17 protein-coding genes and 1 tRNA gene are annotated in these 16,761 nt (G+C 70.6%); 7 read left to right on the forward strand and 11 right to left on the reverse strand.

The genetic code is table 11. From position 1 onward, the window contains the following. Positions 1-15: 15 nt before the first annotated feature. The 3 genes from ESG85_RS06635 (at position 16) to pknB (ending at position 5,103) form a co-directional block, all read left to right on the forward strand. Positions 16-1,458, forward strand: a complete 1,443-nt coding sequence (locus tag ESG85_RS06635) for an FtsW/RodA/SpoVE family cell cycle protein (RefSeq protein WP_128977097.1) — start codon at positions 16-18, stop codon at positions 1,456-1,458. Beyond that, positions 1,455-2,921, forward strand: a complete 1,467-nt coding sequence (locus ESG85_RS06640; protein WP_128977098.1) for a peptidoglycan D,D-transpeptidase FtsI family protein — start codon at positions 1,455-1,457, stop codon at positions 2,919-2,921. Before ESG85_RS06635 ends, ESG85_RS06640 begins: the two co-directional genes overlap by 4 nt. A gap of 205 nt (positions 2,922-3,126) precedes the next feature. Continuing rightward, positions 3,127-5,103, forward strand: coding sequence for a Stk1 family PASTA domain-containing Ser/Thr kinase (gene pknB, locus ESG85_RS06645; RefSeq protein WP_128977099.1), 1,977 nt, complete (start codon positions 3,127-3,129; stop codon positions 5,101-5,103). Positions 5,104-5,311: 208 nt separating this feature from the next. Here the strand turns inward: pknB and ESG85_RS06650 are convergent, their stop codons facing one another. From ESG85_RS06650 to ESG85_RS06670, 6 genes are all read right to left on the reverse strand, one after another. After that, entirely contained in the window at positions 5,312-5,989 is a 678-nt protein-coding gene (locus tag ESG85_RS06650) for a class E sortase (RefSeq protein ID WP_128977100.1), read from the reverse strand. Positions 5,990-6,031: 42 nt separating this feature from the next. Further along, entirely contained in the window at positions 6,032-7,249 is a 1,218-nt protein-coding gene (locus ESG85_RS06655) for a class E sortase (RefSeq protein ID WP_128977101.1), read from the reverse strand. Further along, positions 7,246-7,884, reverse strand: a complete 639-nt coding sequence (locus tag ESG85_RS06660; RefSeq protein ID WP_128977102.1) for an aminodeoxychorismate/anthranilate synthase component II — start codon at positions 7,882-7,884, stop codon at positions 7,246-7,248. The genes ESG85_RS06655 and ESG85_RS06660 overlap by 4 nt, the downstream gene beginning before the upstream one ends. Continuing rightward, positions 7,881-8,042, reverse strand: coding sequence for a hypothetical protein (locus ESG85_RS34870; RefSeq protein WP_030493741.1), 162 nt, complete (start codon positions 8,040-8,042; stop codon positions 7,881-7,883). The genes ESG85_RS06660 and ESG85_RS34870 overlap by 4 nt, the downstream gene beginning before the upstream one ends. Before the next feature lie 64 nt (positions 8,043-8,106). Continuing rightward, positions 8,107-8,811 (reverse strand): class E sortase, encoded by a 705-nt coding sequence (locus ESG85_RS06665; protein WP_128977103.1) that lies wholly within the window; start codon positions 8,809-8,811, stop codon positions 8,107-8,109. 31 nt (positions 8,812-8,842) lie between these two features. After that, positions 8,843-9,610: a DUF881 domain-containing protein gene (locus tag ESG85_RS06670; protein WP_128977104.1), complete on the reverse strand. Its 768-nt coding sequence runs from the start codon at positions 9,608-9,610 to the stop codon at positions 8,843-8,845. A 165-nt stretch (positions 9,611-9,775) separates the two neighbouring features. Here ESG85_RS06670 and crgA point away from each other — a divergent pair, with 165 nt between their 5' ends. After that, complete coding sequence (gene crgA / locus ESG85_RS06675) at positions 9,776-10,033, forward strand: cell division protein CrgA (protein WP_128977105.1); 258 nt, start codon at positions 9,776-9,778, stop codon at positions 10,031-10,033. A gap of 267 nt (positions 10,034-10,300) precedes the next feature. Here the strand turns inward: crgA and ESG85_RS06680 are convergent, their stop codons facing one another. Continuing rightward, complete coding sequence (locus tag ESG85_RS06680; protein WP_128977106.1) at positions 10,301-11,146, reverse strand: rhomboid family intramembrane serine protease; 846 nt, start codon at positions 11,144-11,146, stop codon at positions 10,301-10,303. A gap of 213 nt (positions 11,147-11,359) precedes the next feature. Then, positions 11,360-11,884: a peptidylprolyl isomerase gene (locus tag ESG85_RS06685; protein WP_246094843.1), complete on the reverse strand. Its 525-nt coding sequence runs from the start codon at positions 11,882-11,884 to the stop codon at positions 11,360-11,362. Between the two features lie 177 nt (positions 11,885-12,061). Here ESG85_RS06685 and ESG85_RS06690 point away from each other — a divergent pair, with 177 nt between their 5' ends. After that, a complete protein-coding gene (locus tag ESG85_RS06690; protein ID WP_128977108.1) occupies positions 12,062-12,751 on the forward strand; it encodes a DUF5324 family protein in 690 nt (229 codons plus the stop codon). A 49-nt stretch (positions 12,752-12,800) separates the two neighbouring features. On the opposite strand, the gene ESG85_RS06695 is transcribed toward ESG85_RS06690, so the two are convergent. The 3 genes from ESG85_RS06695 to ESG85_RS06705 form a co-directional block, all read right to left on the reverse strand. Beyond that, a complete protein-coding gene (locus ESG85_RS06695; RefSeq protein ID WP_181018977.1) occupies positions 12,801-13,226 on the reverse strand; it encodes a DUF6344 domain-containing protein in 426 nt (141 codons plus the stop codon). 276 nt (positions 13,227-13,502) lie between these two features. Further along, on the reverse strand, positions 13,503-14,864 hold the full coding sequence (locus ESG85_RS06700; RefSeq protein ID WP_128977109.1) for an MFS transporter: 1,362 nt from the start codon (positions 14,862-14,864) through the stop codon (positions 13,503-13,505). Between the two features lie 134 nt (positions 14,865-14,998). Further along, positions 14,999-15,071: transfer RNA gene (locus ESG85_RS06705), tRNA-Ala, on the reverse strand. Positions 15,072-15,203: 132 nt separating this feature from the next. Here ESG85_RS06705 and ESG85_RS06710 point away from each other — a divergent pair. After that, positions 15,204-15,752 (forward strand): helix-turn-helix domain-containing protein, encoded by a 549-nt coding sequence (locus ESG85_RS06710; protein WP_128977110.1) that lies wholly within the window; start codon positions 15,204-15,206, stop codon positions 15,750-15,752. 72 nt (positions 15,753-15,824) lie between these two features. After that, the coding region (locus ESG85_RS06715; RefSeq protein ID WP_164986181.1) for a serine/threonine-protein kinase at positions 15,825-16,761 on the forward strand (937 nt) is incomplete at its 3' end.

Raw genomic sequence — 16,761 nt, forward strand, 5'->3', positions numbered from 1 at the left:
GGGCCTTTCACCACCATGAGCGTTGTCACCAACACGACCACCATCGGCGCCATCGAGGCGCCGAGCCGCCGCAACACCGAGCTGGCGCTGCTGGCGTTCGCCGTCGTCATCCCGGTGTTCGCCTACCTCAACGTCGGTCTGGCGATCGACGGCGAGGTGCCGCCCGGCATGCTCGGGTACGGTGCCGGCCTCGCCCTGCTCGCGGGCGTCGCGCACCTCGTGGTGCGCAAGTGGGCGCCGTACGCGGACCCGCTGCTGCTGCCGCTCGCGACCCTGCTCAACGGCATGGGCCTGGTGCTGATCTGGCGCCTCGACCAGTCGCCGCGGCTGATCGCCCTGGCCAAGCGCTCGTACGGGGCGTTCAGCCCGTCGGCGCCGAACCAGATGATGTACTCGGCGATCGGCATCGCGATGTTCGTGGCGGTGCTGCTGCTCCTGAAGGACCACCGGACGCTGCAGCGCTACACGTACATCTCCATGGTGGTCGCGCTGGTCCTGCTGCTGCTGCCGCTCGTGCCGGGTCTCGGCGCCGACGTGTTCGGCGCGAAGATCTGGATCCGGGTCGGCGGCTTCTCCATCCAGCCCGGTGAGTTCGCGAAGCTGGTCCTGGCCGTGTTCTTCTCCGGCTACCTGATGGTGAAGCGGGACGCGCTGGCGCTGGCCAGCCGCCGGTTCATGGGCCTCTACCTGCCGCGCGGACGTGACCTCGGCCCGATCCTGACGATCTGGGCGGTCAGCCTCCTCATCCTGGTCTTCGAGAACGACCTCGGTACCTCGCTGCTGTTCTTCGGCATGTTCGTGATCATGCTGTACGTGGCGACGGAGCGGACCAGCTGGGTCGTCATGGGTCTGCTGATGTCGGCGGGCGGCGCCGTGGTCGTCGGTTCGACCGCGAGCCACGTGCAGTCGCGTGTCCAGGCCTGGCTCGACCCGTTCGAGTGCCTGAAGACGGCCCCCGAGGGCACGAACATGGCGTACGCGTGCGACCAGATGACGCAGGTGCTGATGTCGTTCGGCTCCGGCGGCATCCTGGGCACGGGCCTCGGCCAGGGCAACTCGGACCTCATCCAGTTCGCCGCCAACTCCGACTTCATCTTCGCCACGGTCGGCGAGGAGCTCGGCCTGGCCGGCGTCATGGTCTTCCTGCTCTTCTACGGGCTGATCATCGAGCGCGGTGTGCGGACGGCCCTCGCGGCCCGCGACCCGTTCGGCAAGCTGCTCGCCATGGGCCTGTCGGGCGCGTTCGCCCTCCAGGTCTTCGTCGTCGCCGGCGGTGTGATGGGCCTCATCCCGCTGACCGGCATGACGATGCCGTTCCTCGCCTACGGCGGTTCGTCCGTGATCGCCAACTGGGCGCTGGTCGGCGTGCTGATCCGCATCAGCGACACCGCGCGCCGTCCCGCACCGTCCCCCGCCCCGAACCCCGACGCCGAGATGACCCAGGTGGTCCGTCCGTGAACAAGCCGCTGCGCCGAGTCGCGATCTTCTGCGGCCTGCTGATCCTCGCCCTGCTGGTGCGCGACAACTGGCTCCAGTACGTGCGCGCCGACGAGCTGAACGCCCACCCGAAGAACAAGCGGGTGACGATCGAGCGCTACTCCAACGAGCGCGGGAACATCATCGTCGACGGCAAGCCGATCACCGGTTCCGTGGACTCCGGCGACGAGTTCTACAAGTACAAGCGGACCTATGTGGACGGCCCCATGTGGGCGCCGGTCACCGGCTACGCCTCGCAGGCCTTCGACGCCAGCCAGATCGAGAAGATCGAGGACGGCGTCCTCACCGGCAACGACGACCGGCTGTTCTTCGACCGCACGCTGGCGATGTTCACCGGCGAGAAGAAGAAGGGCGGCGACGTCGTCACCACCCTGAGCGGGGCCGCGCAGAAGGCCGCGTTCAAGGGCCTCGGCAACAAGACCGGCGCGGTCGTCGCGATCGAGCCGTCGACCGGCAAGATCCTCGCGCTGGCGTCCACGCCGTCGTACGACCCCGCCTCCTTCGCCGGCTACCACAACGCGGACGCCAAGGCCTGGCAGACGCTGGAGAAGGACAAGAACAAGCCCAAGCTGAACCGCGCGCTGCGCGAGATCTACCCGCCGGGCTCCGTCTTCAAGGTCGTCACGGCCGCGGCGGCGCTGGAGAACGGCGCGGTCAAGGACATCAACGCGCAGACGGACACGCCCGAAGGCTGGAAGATCCCGCTCTCCTCGAGGGAGATGGTCAACCACGCCAGCGGCTGCGCCAACGCCAGCCTGAACCGCGCGCTGGAGATCTCCTGCAACTCGGTCTTCGCGAAGCTCGGCGACGACGTCGGCGTCGAGAAGATGACCGAGATGGCGGAGAAGTTCGGTTTCAACGCCGAGCAGTTCGTCCCGGTCCGCGCCGTCGCCTCGGTGTACGACAAGAACGCCGACCGCGGTGGCAACGCGCTGTCGTCGATCGGCCAGTTCAACACGGCCACCACGCCGCTGCAGATGGCGATGGTCACGGCGGCGATCGCCAACGACGGCAAGCTGATGAAGCCGTACATGATCGACGAGCTGCGCGCGCCCAACGTCGACCTGATCAAGAAGACGGAGCCGGAGGAGCTCAGCCGGCCCGTCTCGCAGAAGACCGCCCAGCAGCTCCAGGAGATGATGGAGAACGTCGTCACCAACGGCACCGGCGGCAACGCCGACGTGCGCATGGACGGCGTGAAGGTCGGCGGCAAGACCGGTACGGCGCAGCACGGCGAGAAGAACGCCAAGCGTCCCTACGCCTGGTTCATCAGCTACGCGAAGACCGACCAGGGCTCGCCGGTCGCGGTCGCCGTGATCGTCGAGGACTCGGCGGGCACCGACCGCGAGGACATCAGCGGTGGCGGTCTGGCGGCCCCGATCGCCAAGGCCGTGATGAAGGCGGTGCTCAAGAACCGGAGCTGAGCGCCGAAGCCGGTCCTCCGGGCGTTCGGTGCCGGTCCGGGTGACCGATACCACGCCGGGGGCCCCGGCCGTGTACCGGTGTGGTATCAGGTGACGGTCGGCGGACGAAGCGGTTCCCCGCGGCCGGTAGCGTATGCGCGAACAGCACACACCGCCGGACCACACACGGGTGCGGTCGGGACAGACGGAGAGGGCTGGAGAAGCTATGGAAGAGCCGCGTCGCCTCGGCGGCCGGTACGAGCTGGGCTCGGTGCTCGGCCGTGGTGGCATGGCCGAGGTGTACCTCGCGCACGACACCCGGCTCGGCCGCACCGTCGCCGTGAAGACGCTGCGGGCCGACCTCGCCCGTGACCCGTCCTTCCAGGCCCGGTTCCGCCGGGAGGCCCAGTCCGCCGCCTCGCTCAACCACCCGGCGATCGTCGCCGTCTACGACACCGGCGAGGACTACGTCGACGGGGTCTCCATCCCGTACATCGTGATGGAGTACGTCGACGGGTCGACCCTGCGTGAGCTGCTGCACTCCGGGCGCAAGCTGCTGCCCGAGCGCACGCTGGAGATGACCGTCGGCATCCTGCAGGCGCTGGAGTACTCGCACCGCGCCGGGATCGTGCACCGCGACATCAAGCCGGCGAACGTCATGCTGACGCGCACCGGCCAGGTGAAGGTCATGGACTTCGGCATCGCGCGCGCCATGGGCGACGCGGGCATGACCATGACGCAGACCGCCGCGGTGATCGGCACGGCCCAGTACCTCTCCCCGGAGCAGGCCAAGGGCGAGCAGGTCGACGCCCGCTCCGACCTGTACTCCACGGGCTGCCTGCTGTACGAACTGCTGACCGTCCGGCCGCCGTTCATCGGCGACTCCCCGGTCGCCGTCGCCTACCAGCACGTGCGCGAGGAGCCGCAGGCGCCGAGCGTCTTCGACCCCGAGATCACGCCCGAGATGGACGCCATCGTCCTGAAGGCGCTGGTCAAGGACCCCGACTACCGCTACCAGTCCGCCGACGAGATGCGCGCGGACATCGAGGCGTGCCTCGACGGCCAGCCGGTCGCGGCGACCGCGGCGATGGGCGCCGTCGGGTACGGCGGCGGTTACGGCGGTGGCTACGCGCCGGAGGACCAGCCGACGACGGCCCTGCGCCAGGCGGACCCCGCCGGCCAGACCACCATGCTGCCGCCGATGAACCCGGACGACGGCGGATACGGCTACGACGACCGCCCGGACCGCCGCCGCCAGAAGAAGTCGAGCACCTCGACGATCCTGCTGGTCCTCGCGGGCATCCTGGTCCTGGTCGGCGCGATCCTCATCGGCCGCTCGATCTTCGACACCAAGGACGGCGCCGACCAGGTGCCGGTGCCGCAGTTCGTCGGCAAGACGCTGAAGGAAGCGGAGAAGCTCGCGGAGAACTCGCAGGTCAAGGTGCAGCAGTCGGGCACCGAGCGCTGCGAGCAGCCGAAGGGCGCGATCTGCAGCCAGACGCCCGCGTACACGGCGACGGCGAAGATGGACGTCGGCGAGACGATCTCCGTGGTCGTGTCGGAGGGCGCGCCGCAGGTCGAGGTCCCGGACGTCACGGACAAGTTCCAGGACAAGGCCGAGGAGCAGCTCAAGGAGAAGGGCTTCAAGGTCACCATCAAGTACGAGGAGTCCGACCAGGAAGCCGGACGGGTGCTGAAGCAGAACCCGGACGGCGGCTCGAAGGCGGAGAAGAACTCCGAGGTGACGATCACCGTCGCCAAGAAGGAGCAGTCGCAGCTGCCGGACGTCACCGGCCGCAACTACGACCAGGCCGTGCAGCAGCTCGCCCAGCTCGGCTTCACCAACGTCGCCCGCCAGGACGTGGACTCCGAGCAGCCGCTGGGCACCGTCATCGGACAGAACCCCAACGGCAGCACCGCCCAGCCGAAGGACGTCCAGATCACGCTGAAGGTCTCCAAGGGCCCGCAGCAGCCCACGCAGGTCCAGATCCCGCAGGGCCTCCAGGGCAAGAAGTTCAACGAGGTGAAGGCCCAGCTCGAGGCCCTGCAGCTCAACGTGATCCAGCAGGGTTCGGACAAGGGCAACGCGACCGTCATGGGCACCAACCCGCAGGCCGGCGCGATGGTGAACCCGGGTGACACGGTCACCGTCTTCACCCTCGGCGGCAACAACGACGACGGCAACGGCGGCTTCTTCGACTAGCGGGACCGTCGGGTCGACGGACCCATGGGTAAGCCCCGGCATCCTGGATGCCGGGGCTGACGTCGTCCTGGGGCTTACGTCGTGCCGGGGCTTACGTCGTGCCGGGGCTTACGTCGTCCTGGGCCTTGCGCGGCCCTCGGGCTTCGTCACCCGTCCCCGGGCTTGCGCCGCCCTCGGGCCGGTGGCCTCGTCCCGGGCTTCGCGCGCGTCAGCGCAGTTCGGCCGGCGGGGTGCGGGCCGCGTCGACCTTCTCCGTGCGCTCCAGTTCGCCCCACACGATGTAGCGGTAGTCCGAGGTGTACATCGGAGTGCAGGTCGTCAGGGTGATGTAGCGGCCCGGCTTGGTCCTGCCGGACTCCTTGGGGACGGGCTGGAGGACGTCCACGTTGAACTTCGTGGTCTCCGGCAGGGTCTCGTAGACCTTGTAGACGTACCAGGTGTCCTTGGTCTCGAAGACGATCGGGTCGCCGGCCTTCAGCTTGTGGATGTTGTGGAACTTGGCGCCGTGGCCGTCGCGGTGCGCGGCGAGCGTGAAGTTGCCCTGCTCGTCCTGCGGGAGGGCGGACTTGACCGGCTCGGTGTAGTAGCCGGCGACGCCGTTGTTGAGGGTCTTGGGGTCGGTGCCCTTCTTCACGAGCACCTCGCCGTCGCCGAAGGCCGGCACGTGCAGGAAGCCGATGCCGTCCTTGGTGTCGAGCGCACCGGGGCCGGGGGCGGCCCAGTGGTCGCGGACCTGGTCGCCTTCCTTGTCGGCGGCGCGGTCGGCGAGGACGTTGGTCCACCACAGCGAGTAGACGACGAAGAGGCCGAGGATGAGGCCCGCGGTGATGAGGAGTTCGCCGAAGACGCTGATGATCCCGGCGATCCGGTTGCGCGCTCGTGCCACTAGATCGTCCCGTCGAGGTGTGGGTGGTCGCAGGTGTGGGGCTCAGCCTACGAGCGCGTCCGGCTTTCCCTTGTCGCGCGGGCGTTCGTCGACGAGCTTTCCCCACACGATCATGCGGTACGTGCTCGTGAACTCGGGCGTGCAGGTCGTCAGGGTGATGTAGCGGCCGGGCTTGGTGAAGCCGGAGCCCTTGGGGACCGGGTCGATGACGGAGACGTTCGACGGCGAGGTCTGCGGCAGGATGCTCGTCATCTCGTACGTGTAGTAGGCGTCGCGGGTCTCGACGACGATCGCGTCGCCGGGCTGGAGCCGGTTGACGTACCGGAACGGTTCGCCGTGGGTGTTGCGGTGGCCGGCGACGGCGAAGTTGCCCTGCTTGTCGGCGGGCATGGCGGTCTTCAACTGCCCCTCCGCGTAGTGGCCGACCATGCCCTTGTCGAGGACCTTGGTCTTGTCGATGCCTTCGGCGACGGGGACGACGACGTCGAGCTTCGGGATGTACATGATGGCGAAGCCCTCGCCGGGCTCGAAGGCGCCCGGTTCGCGGTCGTCCTCCTGGGTCCAGGAGTTCTCGATCTTCTCCTTGGCCCTGTCCGTCTCCTGGCCGGCGAGGACGTTGGTCCACCACAGCTGGTAGGTGACGAACAGGAGCATCACCACGCCGAAGGTGATGAAGAGTTCGCCGACGACCCGGCTGAGGACGACGCCGACGCTGTCCTTGGCCGCGCGGGCGGCCCGGCGGGCCTCGACCCGGGAGAGCGGCACGGCGGGCGCCTCGGGGGCGGGCTCCGGTTCGGCGGCGGCGCCGCGGCCCTTGCGCCGGGCGGCGCGCCGGCGCTCGGCCCGCCCGGGTCCGGGCAGCGGACCGGCCGGCGGCGCGGTCTCCTCGACGGTGCGCAGCGCCATCGTCTCGGGGTCGGGCGCGGGTTCGGACACCGGCTCGTAGGACTCTTCGTACGCCGCCGCGTTCGCCGCCGCGCCGCTCGGCGTCGCGTTCGCCGCCGCGTAGGGCTGCTCGTACGGCGTCTCGTACGACTGCGCGTAAGGCTGCTCGTACGGGGCTCCGTGCGGCTCCTGTGGCCCCTGGGCGGCCTGGTGGGGCCGGTACGCCTCCGGGGCCGTGATCGGCTCGTAGACGGCCGTCTCGGCCTCGTACGGCGGCTGTGCGGGCGCTACGGGCCCGGGGCCGGGTATCTGCGGGGACTCGGGCTCCTCGGACGGCAGGTTCGCCGCCCGGAACCACGGCGAACCGGCCGTCACGCGACGGCCTTGCCCACCACCGGCGCCAGTCCCTCCGACCGCGCGACGGCCCCCGTGTCCCCGCACTGCTCCAGCCAGTTGGCGAGCATCAGGTGGCCGTGCTCGGTGAGCACCGACTCGGGGTGGAACTGCACGCCCTCGACGGGCAGTTCGCGGTGGCGCAGGCCCATGATGATGCCGTCCTCGGTCCGCGCGGTGACCTCGAGCTCGTCCGGCAGGGCGGCGGGCTCGGCGGCCAGCGAGTGGTAGCGGGTCGCGGTGAACGGCGAGGGCAGCCCGGCGAAGACGCCCCTGCCGCCGTGGGTGACGAGGGAGGTCTTGCCGTGCAGCAGCTCGGGCGCGCGGTCGACGACCCCGCCGTAGGCGACGGCCATGGACTGCATGCCGAGGCAGACGCCGAAGACGGGCACGCCGGTGGCCGCGCAGTGCCGCACCATGTCGATGCAGACCCCGGCCTGTTCGGGCGCACCGGGCCCGGGCGACAGGAGCACGCCGTCGAAGCCGTCCTGGGCGTGGCTGAGCTCCACCTCGTCGTTGCGGAGCACCTCGCACTCGGCGCCGAGCTGGTAGAGGTACTGCACGAGGTTGAAGACGAAGCTGTCGTAGTTGTCGACGACGAGAATTCGCGCGCTCACTGGCCGTCCACCGTCACATCGTTGAACGGAAGCAGAGGCTCCGCCCAGGGGAACACGTACTGGAAGAGGACGTAGACGACCGCGAGGACCAGCACGACCGAGATCAGCGCCTTCACCCAGGCGTTGCCCGGCAGGTGCCGCCAGATCCATCCGTACATGACGTCCGCCGCCCCTTCCGTTCGTTACGGGGACCAGAGTACGGGGCGCCGGGGCGGTCGGGGGTCAACCGTCCGAAGCCTGTGGACGACGCAGCGCCCGCGGCCGGCCGGCCGTCACCGGCTGGGTGGCGTCCAGGTGCGCCCAGACGATCAGCCGGTGGCTGCTGCCCCACTCGGGGTCGCAGGTGGTGAGGGTGAGGTAGCGGCCGGGCCCGTCGAATCCCGACCTGCGGGGCACGGGGTCGATCACGGCGGTGTCGGTGGGCACGGTCCGGTACGGGGCGCGGTCGACGCGGTAGGTGAACCAGGTCGTCCCGTCGGTGAGGACGACGGCGTCGCCGGGCCGCAGCCGGGGGAAGTCCTTGAAGGGGTCGCCGTAGGTGCGGCGGTGCCCGGCGACGGCGAAGTTGCCGGTCTCGCCGAGGCGCGCGGTGCCGGCGTAGTGGCCGAGGCCCTTCTTGAGGGTGTCCGTGCGGGTGCCTTCCAGGACGGGCCATTCCCAGTCCTGGCCGAGGCGCGGCACGTACATGACGGCGAAGCCCTTGCCGTCGGCGTACGGGGCCGGGGCGGGCGCGGCGGGTTCCGCGGGCGCGGCGGCTTCGACGGGGCGTTGCGCCCACGCGCGCTGGAGGCCGTCGAGCTGGCCGGCGGTGGCGCTGCCGGCCTGGACGCCGGTCCAGTACAGGACGTACACGACGAAGAGGACGATCAGGGCGCCGACGGTGATGCACAGCTCACTGAGGGTCCGTACGAACAGTCGCACCGTCACCGCACCCGGCTCCCCCCGGTCAGCGCATGCGTCAGCTCACAGGCTTCGCGTAGTGGAGGTCCACTGTGCCCGAGTAGCCGGGCAGAGTCACCGCCTTGTGCTCGTCGACTTTCCAGCCGAGGCCGTAGGCCTTCACGTACAGCTGGTAGTTCTGCAGGGCCGGGGAGTCGGCGAGGGCCTTGCCGAGCCTGTCGCGGTCACCGACAGCGGTGATCTTGTAGGGCGGAGAGTAGACGCGGCCCTGGAGGATCAGGGTGTTGCCGACGCAGCGCACGGCGCTGGTGGAGATGAGCCGCTGGTCCATGACCTTGATGCCCTTGGCGCCGCCCTGCCACAGCGCGTTGACGACGGCCTGGAGGTCCTGCTGGTGGATGACCAGGTCGTTGGCCTGCGGCTCGGGGTAGCCGGGTGCGGCCTGGGCGTTCGGCGGGGCGTCGTTCAGGGTGACGGTGAGGCCGGGGCCGGAGGTCTCGGTGGTGCCGGCGGCGGCCTCCAGGGCCCGCAGCCGCTCGTCCTGGGCCTTGGTGGAGCCGTCGTCGCGGGCGGCGAGGGTGTCGACCCGTTGACGCAGGGCCGCGGCGGACTCGTCGAGTCCCGCGTTCTTGTGGCTGCGCTCCTCGATCAGGTCGGAGAGCCTGAGGAGGGAGGCGTCGGTGCGGAGGTTGGTGCCCTTCGCGGTGTTGAAGCTGGTGACGAAGATCAGTCCGGCCAGGGCGAAGACGGCAGCGGTGAGCACCCGGACCGGTCGCCACCTGTGGCTGCGTCCCGGCCCGGCGGGAGTGCCGGCGGAATTGCTCAACGTACCCTGATCCCCTTCGGTGCCGCGGAACCACTACGCTAACGGACGCCCGGGGGACGCCGCGGTCCTCTGTGTCACATCCCGTTGTCACAGCCCGTCCGTCCGGCCCGGCACCAGCCACAGTTCCCTGCGCGGTCACGCAGCGCATCGACAGGAGAGTTCCTCGTGCCGAAGTCACGGATCCGCAAGAAGGCCGACTACACGCCGCCGCCCGCCACGAAGCAGGCCGCCGCCATCAAGCTGACCAACCGCAGCTGGGTGGCTCCGGTGATGCTGGCGCTGTTCGCCATCGGGCTGGTGTGGATCGTGGTCTTCTACGTCACCGACGGCACGCTGCCGGTCAAGTCCATCAGCAACTGGAACATCGTCGTCGGCTTCGGCTTCATCGCCGCGGGCTTCGGTGTCTCCACGCAGTGGAAGTGACGCGTCAAGCTCTGCCCTGAGTTATCCACAGTGTTGTGCACAGCACTGGATAACTTACGAAGATCTGTGGATAACCTCCATGGAGTTGACGCCGATACGACCACGGGAACGCCCGTTCGGGCACGTGACGCCCTCTGCCTCTGACGAAGAAGGCCTGGTCAGAGCCAGAGGGCGCGGTCATGCACAGATCAGCAGCCCTGCCGGGACACACACTGTGGATAACTCTGGGGAAAGCTTCCCGGGAAGCTCGTCCACAGCTAGCCCCGCTCAGGTGAGCGCAGCGGTCCTGCTCAGCACGAGCCCCAGGTCGATCAGCAGGATCAGCCCGCAGACCGCGTACTGCACCAGCTCCCGCCGCGCCCTCGGCGCGTGCACCAGCCCGTACGTGACGAGCGCGCCCGCCACCAGCCCGCCGACGTGCGCCTCCCAGGAGACGCCCGGCCGGGCGAAGGTGAAGACCAGCGAGATCGCCACGAAGAGCATCACCGGGCCCATGTCGTGGCGCCGCCACCGGGCGAGCACCACCCACGCGCCGATCAGGCCGTAGACCATGCCGGACGCACCGAGCGAGGCCTGGTTCGCCGGGGAGATCAGATAGACGAGCGCCGAGCCCGAGAGACCGGAGAGCAGGCACAGCGCCGCGTAGCGCATCCGGCCCAGCTCCGGTTCGACGATCCCGCCGATCACCCACAGGCCGACCATGTTGAAGACGAAGTGCATGGCCTCCTGGTGCAGGAAGGCCGAGGTGAACAGCCGGTACCACTCGCCGTCCGCGACCCCGACGACCTCGCCGAGCACCGGGTTGTAGGCGTAGCCGATCATGACCAGCCGGTCCACGAACCGCTCGCCGACCACCTGGGCCGCGATGAACAGACCCAGGTTGACCGCGATGAGGATCTTGGTGACGAACCGTCCGTCCGCCCTCACCCGGCCGCCGGCGATCGTCCTCGGCCGGTTGGCGTCCGGCGCGTGACCGGTGCCGGAGCCGGTGCGGACGCAGTCGGGGCACTGGAAGCCGACGGCCGCGGAGACCATGCACTCCGGGCAGATCGGCTTCTCGCAGCGGGCGCAGCGGATGCCGGTCTCGACGTCCGGGTGTCGGTAGCAGTGCATCAGGGTCCTCCGAGGACGGTCGGCCGAGAGCGGTCGGCGGAGGGCGGTCGGCGGGACCGGGCCCGGCAGATCGCCCCGCCCTCCTGACGGACGGGCGGGGCGCGAAGGTTCCCGGACCCGGACCGGGCCCGCCGGACGAGTCGGCAGGACGGGCCCGCCGGAGAAGTCGGCAGGACGGATCCGTCGGGCGACTCGGCGGCTCCCGGCCGGGACTCAGCGGTTCTCGATCACGACGGTCTCGACGACGACGTCCTCGACCGGCCGCTCGGTGCGCGGGTTGGTCTCGACGGCGGCGATCGCGTCCACGACCTTCTTGCTCGCCTCGCCGACGACCTCGCCGAAGATCGTGTGCTTGCGGTTCAGCCAGGTCGTGGCGCCGAGCGTGATGAAGAACTGCGAGCCGTTGGTGCCCGGGCCGGCGTTGGCCATCGCGAGCAGGTAGGCCTTGTCGAAGAGGAGCTCGGGGTGGAACTCGTCGGCGAACTCGTAGCCGGGGCCGCCCGTGCCGTTGCCCAGCGGGTCGCCGCCCTGGATCATGAAGCCCTTGATCACCCGGTGGAAGACCGTGCCGTCGTAGAGCGGCGCCGTGGAGACCTCACCGGTCGCCGGGTGGGTCCACTCGCGCTCGCCGCGGGCCAGCTCGACGAAGTTCCGTACCGTCTTCGGAGCGTGGAACGGCAGCAGCCGGATCTCGATGTCACCCTGGCTGGTCTTCAGAATCGCGTACTGCTGGGGCACGTTGCGCCTTCCTCCACACCTCCGCACGGGCACGGCGATGCCCACGCGTCCTGCACGTCCGCATCCTCGCATGCCCCGGATGCCCGCCCCGCATGCCGGAGCGCGGTACGGCAGGCATGATTCCGAAAAGGATGGAAAGGTGAAAAACCGACATCGCCACCGAGGAGGAGGAAACCCGTGACCCGCATGGACAGCGTGCGCGCCGCGACAGGTTCGGCGAAGGAGAGCGTCCTGCACGCCGCGGAAGTGGTGGCGCCGTACGCCGGCACGGCCAGGGACCAGGCCGTTCTCTACGCGCACGAGGCGCGCGTCAGGCTCGCGCCCAAAGTCTCGAAGGCCGCGTCAGCGGCCCGTGTTCAGGCCCGTCAGCAGTACGACAGCCATGTCGCACCGCACGTGCCGCCGCGGGTCGACGAGGCCGCGCAACGCGCCGCGGCCGTGACCCGCAAGGCCGCCCGTCAGGCGACCGACTACACCGTTCCGCGCGTCGAGCACGCGGTTGCCGCGACCGGTCCGGTCCTGGAGGAGGCCGGTTCGCGTTCGACCGCCGCCTGGGCCGCGCTGCGCGGTCAGGTGACGCCGAAGGACATCGACAGGATCATGAAGAAGCATGCGCGTCGGGCCAGGGCCGGACGCCTCGCCAAGGGACTCGTGGTCCTCGGCGTCGTGATCGGCGGCGCCTTCGCCGCCTGGAAGTGGTGGGACAAGCAGGCCAACCCCGACTGGCTGGTCGAGCCGCCCGCTCCCACCGAGGTGGACGAGGAGACCGGGCTGTCGTCCGTCGACGACCGTTCGGACCTCGATCCCGGTGTCGCGGCCAAGGAGGCCGAGGAGGAGGCCGCGGATCGCGACGAGGAACGTCGCTGACCACCGGCCGTTCCGGGCGGTAGGACGCGGCGGAGGAGCCCGCCGCGCCCTACGCGGCGGCGGCGGTAGTGGCGGCGGAGGTGGTGGCGAGCGCCGCGCCGGTCAGGTCGTGCGCTCCGGTCGGGTCGTGCGCTCCGGTCGGGTCCGAGCCGGCCGGGGCGTCCGCACGCAGGTGGCGGACGGAGGGGGAGGAACCGTGGGCCTCGGCGCCGATGCGCTGCTTGATGGTGGGCGGCAGGGCGCGGCCCTGCGCGAGGTGCCACTGATGGCTGCTGATCCGCTGTGCGGGTACGGAGACGAGGGTGCGCGCGGCGGTCGTCGCGGCCTTCGCGGGCGCGACCGCCGGCTCCTCGCCCTGCTGCAGGGAGGGCTGCTGTGCGGCGGTCGCCGGGCTCGCCAGGCCGAGGGAGGCGAACAGGGCGAAGAAGAGGGAGATGAAGGCGGTCCAGAACTGCTTGACCTTGGCGGTGGCCATGGCTCCTCACTTTCCTGAGAGGGTGTCAGGTGTTCCCGGTGCTGCGGATCTTCCGGTGCTGCGGACTTCCTGGTGCTGCGGACTTCCCGTACTGCGGACTCCCCGGACGCTCCGAACGGTCCTCGATGCCCTGGAACGTTCCGGAGGAATGTCCTCTGATGGTTCATGACGAATTGCGCGCTTTTCGTACCTTCCTCATGATGAGGAAGCGCGTCCGCGAACCGTGGAGCGACGCCGCCACCGCGCAGTTCTTCCGATGAACACCACCCGTCCGGCTCAGTGCCCTCCCGCGCGCTCCGCGACCGGGGCGCCCGCGACCGGACCCACCGGGCCCCGGGAGCGCTCCGCCCAGCGCACCGCCGGCGCCGTCGCCCAGCCCGCCACCAGGAAGATCCCGCCCAGGACCAGCCAGCCCGCCGGGCCCCAGCCGATCAGCAGCGTGGTGACGAGCACTGGCCCCAGCGTCCTCGCGACCGGCACGCCGGTGCCGTGGAAACCCTGGTACTGGCCGATCCGGTCGGCCGGGGCGAGCGCGAAGCCGATCTGCCACGAGCCCGCGGAGTGACGCATTTCGGCGATCACCTGGAGGACCGCTCCGAGGACCAGCACCCCGACGGCCTGCCAGGCACCGAGACCGGCGGCCGTCACCGCGAACACGGCGCACGAGGCGAGCATCACCACCCCCGACCGGCCCACGGCCCGGGTCGCCTCGGGCAAGCCCGTCACCGAGCGCGCGGCCCGCACCTGGAAGAGCATCACGGCGCCGGTGTTGAGGACGAAGAGCGCCGAGACCGTCCAGCCGGGCGCCGCGGTGCGCTCCACCGTCCACAGCGGCAGCGCGAGGCTGAGCAGCGGCATCCGGAGCAGCAGGACCGCGTTGAGGAGGGTGAGCAGGGCGTACGGGCGGTCCCGCAGCACCACGAGCCGGGGTTCGCCGGCGCCGCCGGCCGGGCTGCCCGGCACCGGCGGGAGGCCGCGCAGCACCAGGGCGCAGAGCAGGAAGCCCAGCGCGTCGAGGGCGAAGACCGTGAGATAGGCCGTACGGGTCCCGGCGCCGAGGGCGAGGCCGCCGAGCGCGGCGCCGACGGCGAGCCCGGCGTTCAGCGTGGCCTGGAGCTTCGCCAGCGTCCCGACCCGCTCGGCCGGCTCGACGAGCCCCGCGAGGAGCGCCTGGCGGGCGGCGGCAAGGCCGCTCTGGGCGGTCGCGTACACGGCGGCGGCGACCAGGAAGGGCACGAAGGAGCGGACGAGCAGGAAGGAGGCGACGGCCGCCGAGGTCACCAGGGCGAGCAGGACGGCGCTGCCGCGCGGCCCGCGCCGGTCGGCGAGGTGCCCGAGCGGCACCCCGGCGAGCGAGCCGATGCCCCAGGCCACGGCGAGCCCGGCGCCGATCTGCGGGGCGGAGAGCCCGACGACCCGGGAGAAGTAGAGGGCCGAGGTCACGTAGAAGGCCCCGTCGCCGACGGAATTGGCGAGCTGGGCGGCCAGCAGCGCCCGGCGGGTCCTCGTACCGGTGTGCGCCCCGTTCCCCGTACCGGTGTGCGCCCCGTGCCCCGTACCGGTGCCCGCCGTGCTTCCCGTACCGGTGTGCGCCGTGCTTCCCGTACCGGTGCGCGTGGTGCTCCCCGTCTGCGTCATGACGACGAATCTAGGGCTGGATGGCCCACCCTTCCTGGTCCATTCCCGCCCCGTGCGACCGGGCCACTTCTTCCGGTGTACGAAAAAACTCCCTGCCCGCGTTTCCGCAGGTCAGGGAGCTCTTCTTACCGGAGTGGAGCCTAGGGGAGTCGAACCCCTGACATCTGCCATGCAAAGACAGCGCTCTACCAACTGAGCTAAGGCCCCGGAACGACAACAGAGTACCGGGTCACCCCCCGTATCCCGCAAAAGGATTGGGACTCCCCGTGGGCGACCACGCTCCGTAAGATGCTGATCGGGGTTCGCAGTGGCGAACCCAAGGGATGGGGAGAAGTAGGAATGGATACAGCGCAGCAGGAAGCCACGGCGAGAGCCCGCGAGCTTCAGCGCAGTTGGTACGGGGAGCCGTTGGGGGCGCTCTTCCGTCGCCTGATCGACGACCTCGGGCTGAACCAGGCCCGGCTGGCGGCCGTGCTCGGGCTCTCGGCGCCGATGCTGTCACAGCTGATGAGCGGCCAGCGGGCCAAGATCGGCAACCCGGCGGTCGTCCAGCGTGTCCAGGCCCTGCAGGAGCTCGCCCGCCAGGTCGCCGACGGCAGCGTCAGCGCCGCCGAGGCGACCGACCGGATGGACGAGATCAAGAAGTCCCAGGGCGGTTCCGTGCTGACCACGGGCAGCCAGACCACCACGAGCAGCGGCGCGCCCACCGTGCGCCGCGTGGTCCGCGAGATCCAGTCGCTGCTGCGTTCCGTGGCGGCGGCCGGCGACATCATCGAGGCCGCCGACTCGCTCGCGCCCGCCCACCCCGAGCTGGCAGAGTTCCTCCGGGTGTACGGCGCCGGGCGCACCGCGGACGCGGTCGCCCACTACGAGTCGCACCAGAACTGACGCCGGCCCGTCCGGGGCGACCCGGTACGGACACGGCGGCATCCGAGACGGTACGGGAGCGGGCGCAGCGCGATGGGTGAGGTCTTCGCTGGTCGGTACGAGCTGATCGATCCGATCGGCCGCGGCGGAATCGGCGCGGTCTGGCGTGCCTGGGACCACCGGCGCCGCCGCTACGTGGCGGCCAAGGTGCTCCAGCAGAGCGACGCCCACGCCCTGCTGCGCTTCGTCCGCGAGCAGGCGCTCAGGATCGACCACCCGCACGTCCTCGCCCCGGCCAGCTGGGCCGCGGACGACGACAAGGTCCTCTTCACGATGGACCTCGTGGCGGGCGGTTCCCTGGCGCACGTCATCGGGGACTACGGCGCGCTGCCGCCCCGCTTCGTGTGCGTCCTGCTCGACCAGCTGCTGTCCGGTCTCGCCGCGGTGCACGCGGAGGGGGTCGTGCACCGCGACATCAAGCCCGCCAACATCCTGCTCGAGGTCACCGGGACCGGACGGCCGCACCTGCGGCTGTCCGACTTCGGCATCTCGATGCGCAAGGGCGAGCCCCGCCTCACCGAGACCAACTACGTGGTGGGGACGCCCGGTTACTTCGCGCCCGAGCAACTCATGGGCGCCGAGCCCGACTTCACCGCCGACCTGTTCGCGGTCGGCCTGGTCGCGCTCTATCTGCTCCAGGGCCGCAAGCCGGACTCCCAGGCCCTCGTGGACCACTTCAGGGCGCACGGCACGCCGGGCGCCCCCCAGGGCATCCCCGAGCCCCTCTGGCAGGTCCTGGCCGGGCTGCTCCAGCCCGACCCGCAGGCCCGCTTCAGGACGGCCACGGGAGCCCGGAAGGCCCTGACGTCGGCGGTCGAGCTGCTGCCGGACCCCGAGCCCGGCGAGGAGCCCGTCGAGGTCTTCGACCAGATCGGCCCGCTGCCGCCCGGCTTCGGCCCGGACGGCCCCGGCACCGCGGGCCGCGACGACCGGGCCCCGGCGCCCGCGCGGACCGCCGCCCCGGCCCCCG

Origin of the sequence: Streptomyces roseicoloratus (assembly GCF_004117935.1) — a bacterium.
In the GTDB taxonomy this organism is placed as follows: domain Bacteria; phylum Actinomycetota; class Actinomycetes; order Streptomycetales; family Streptomycetaceae; genus Streptomyces; species Streptomyces roseicoloratus.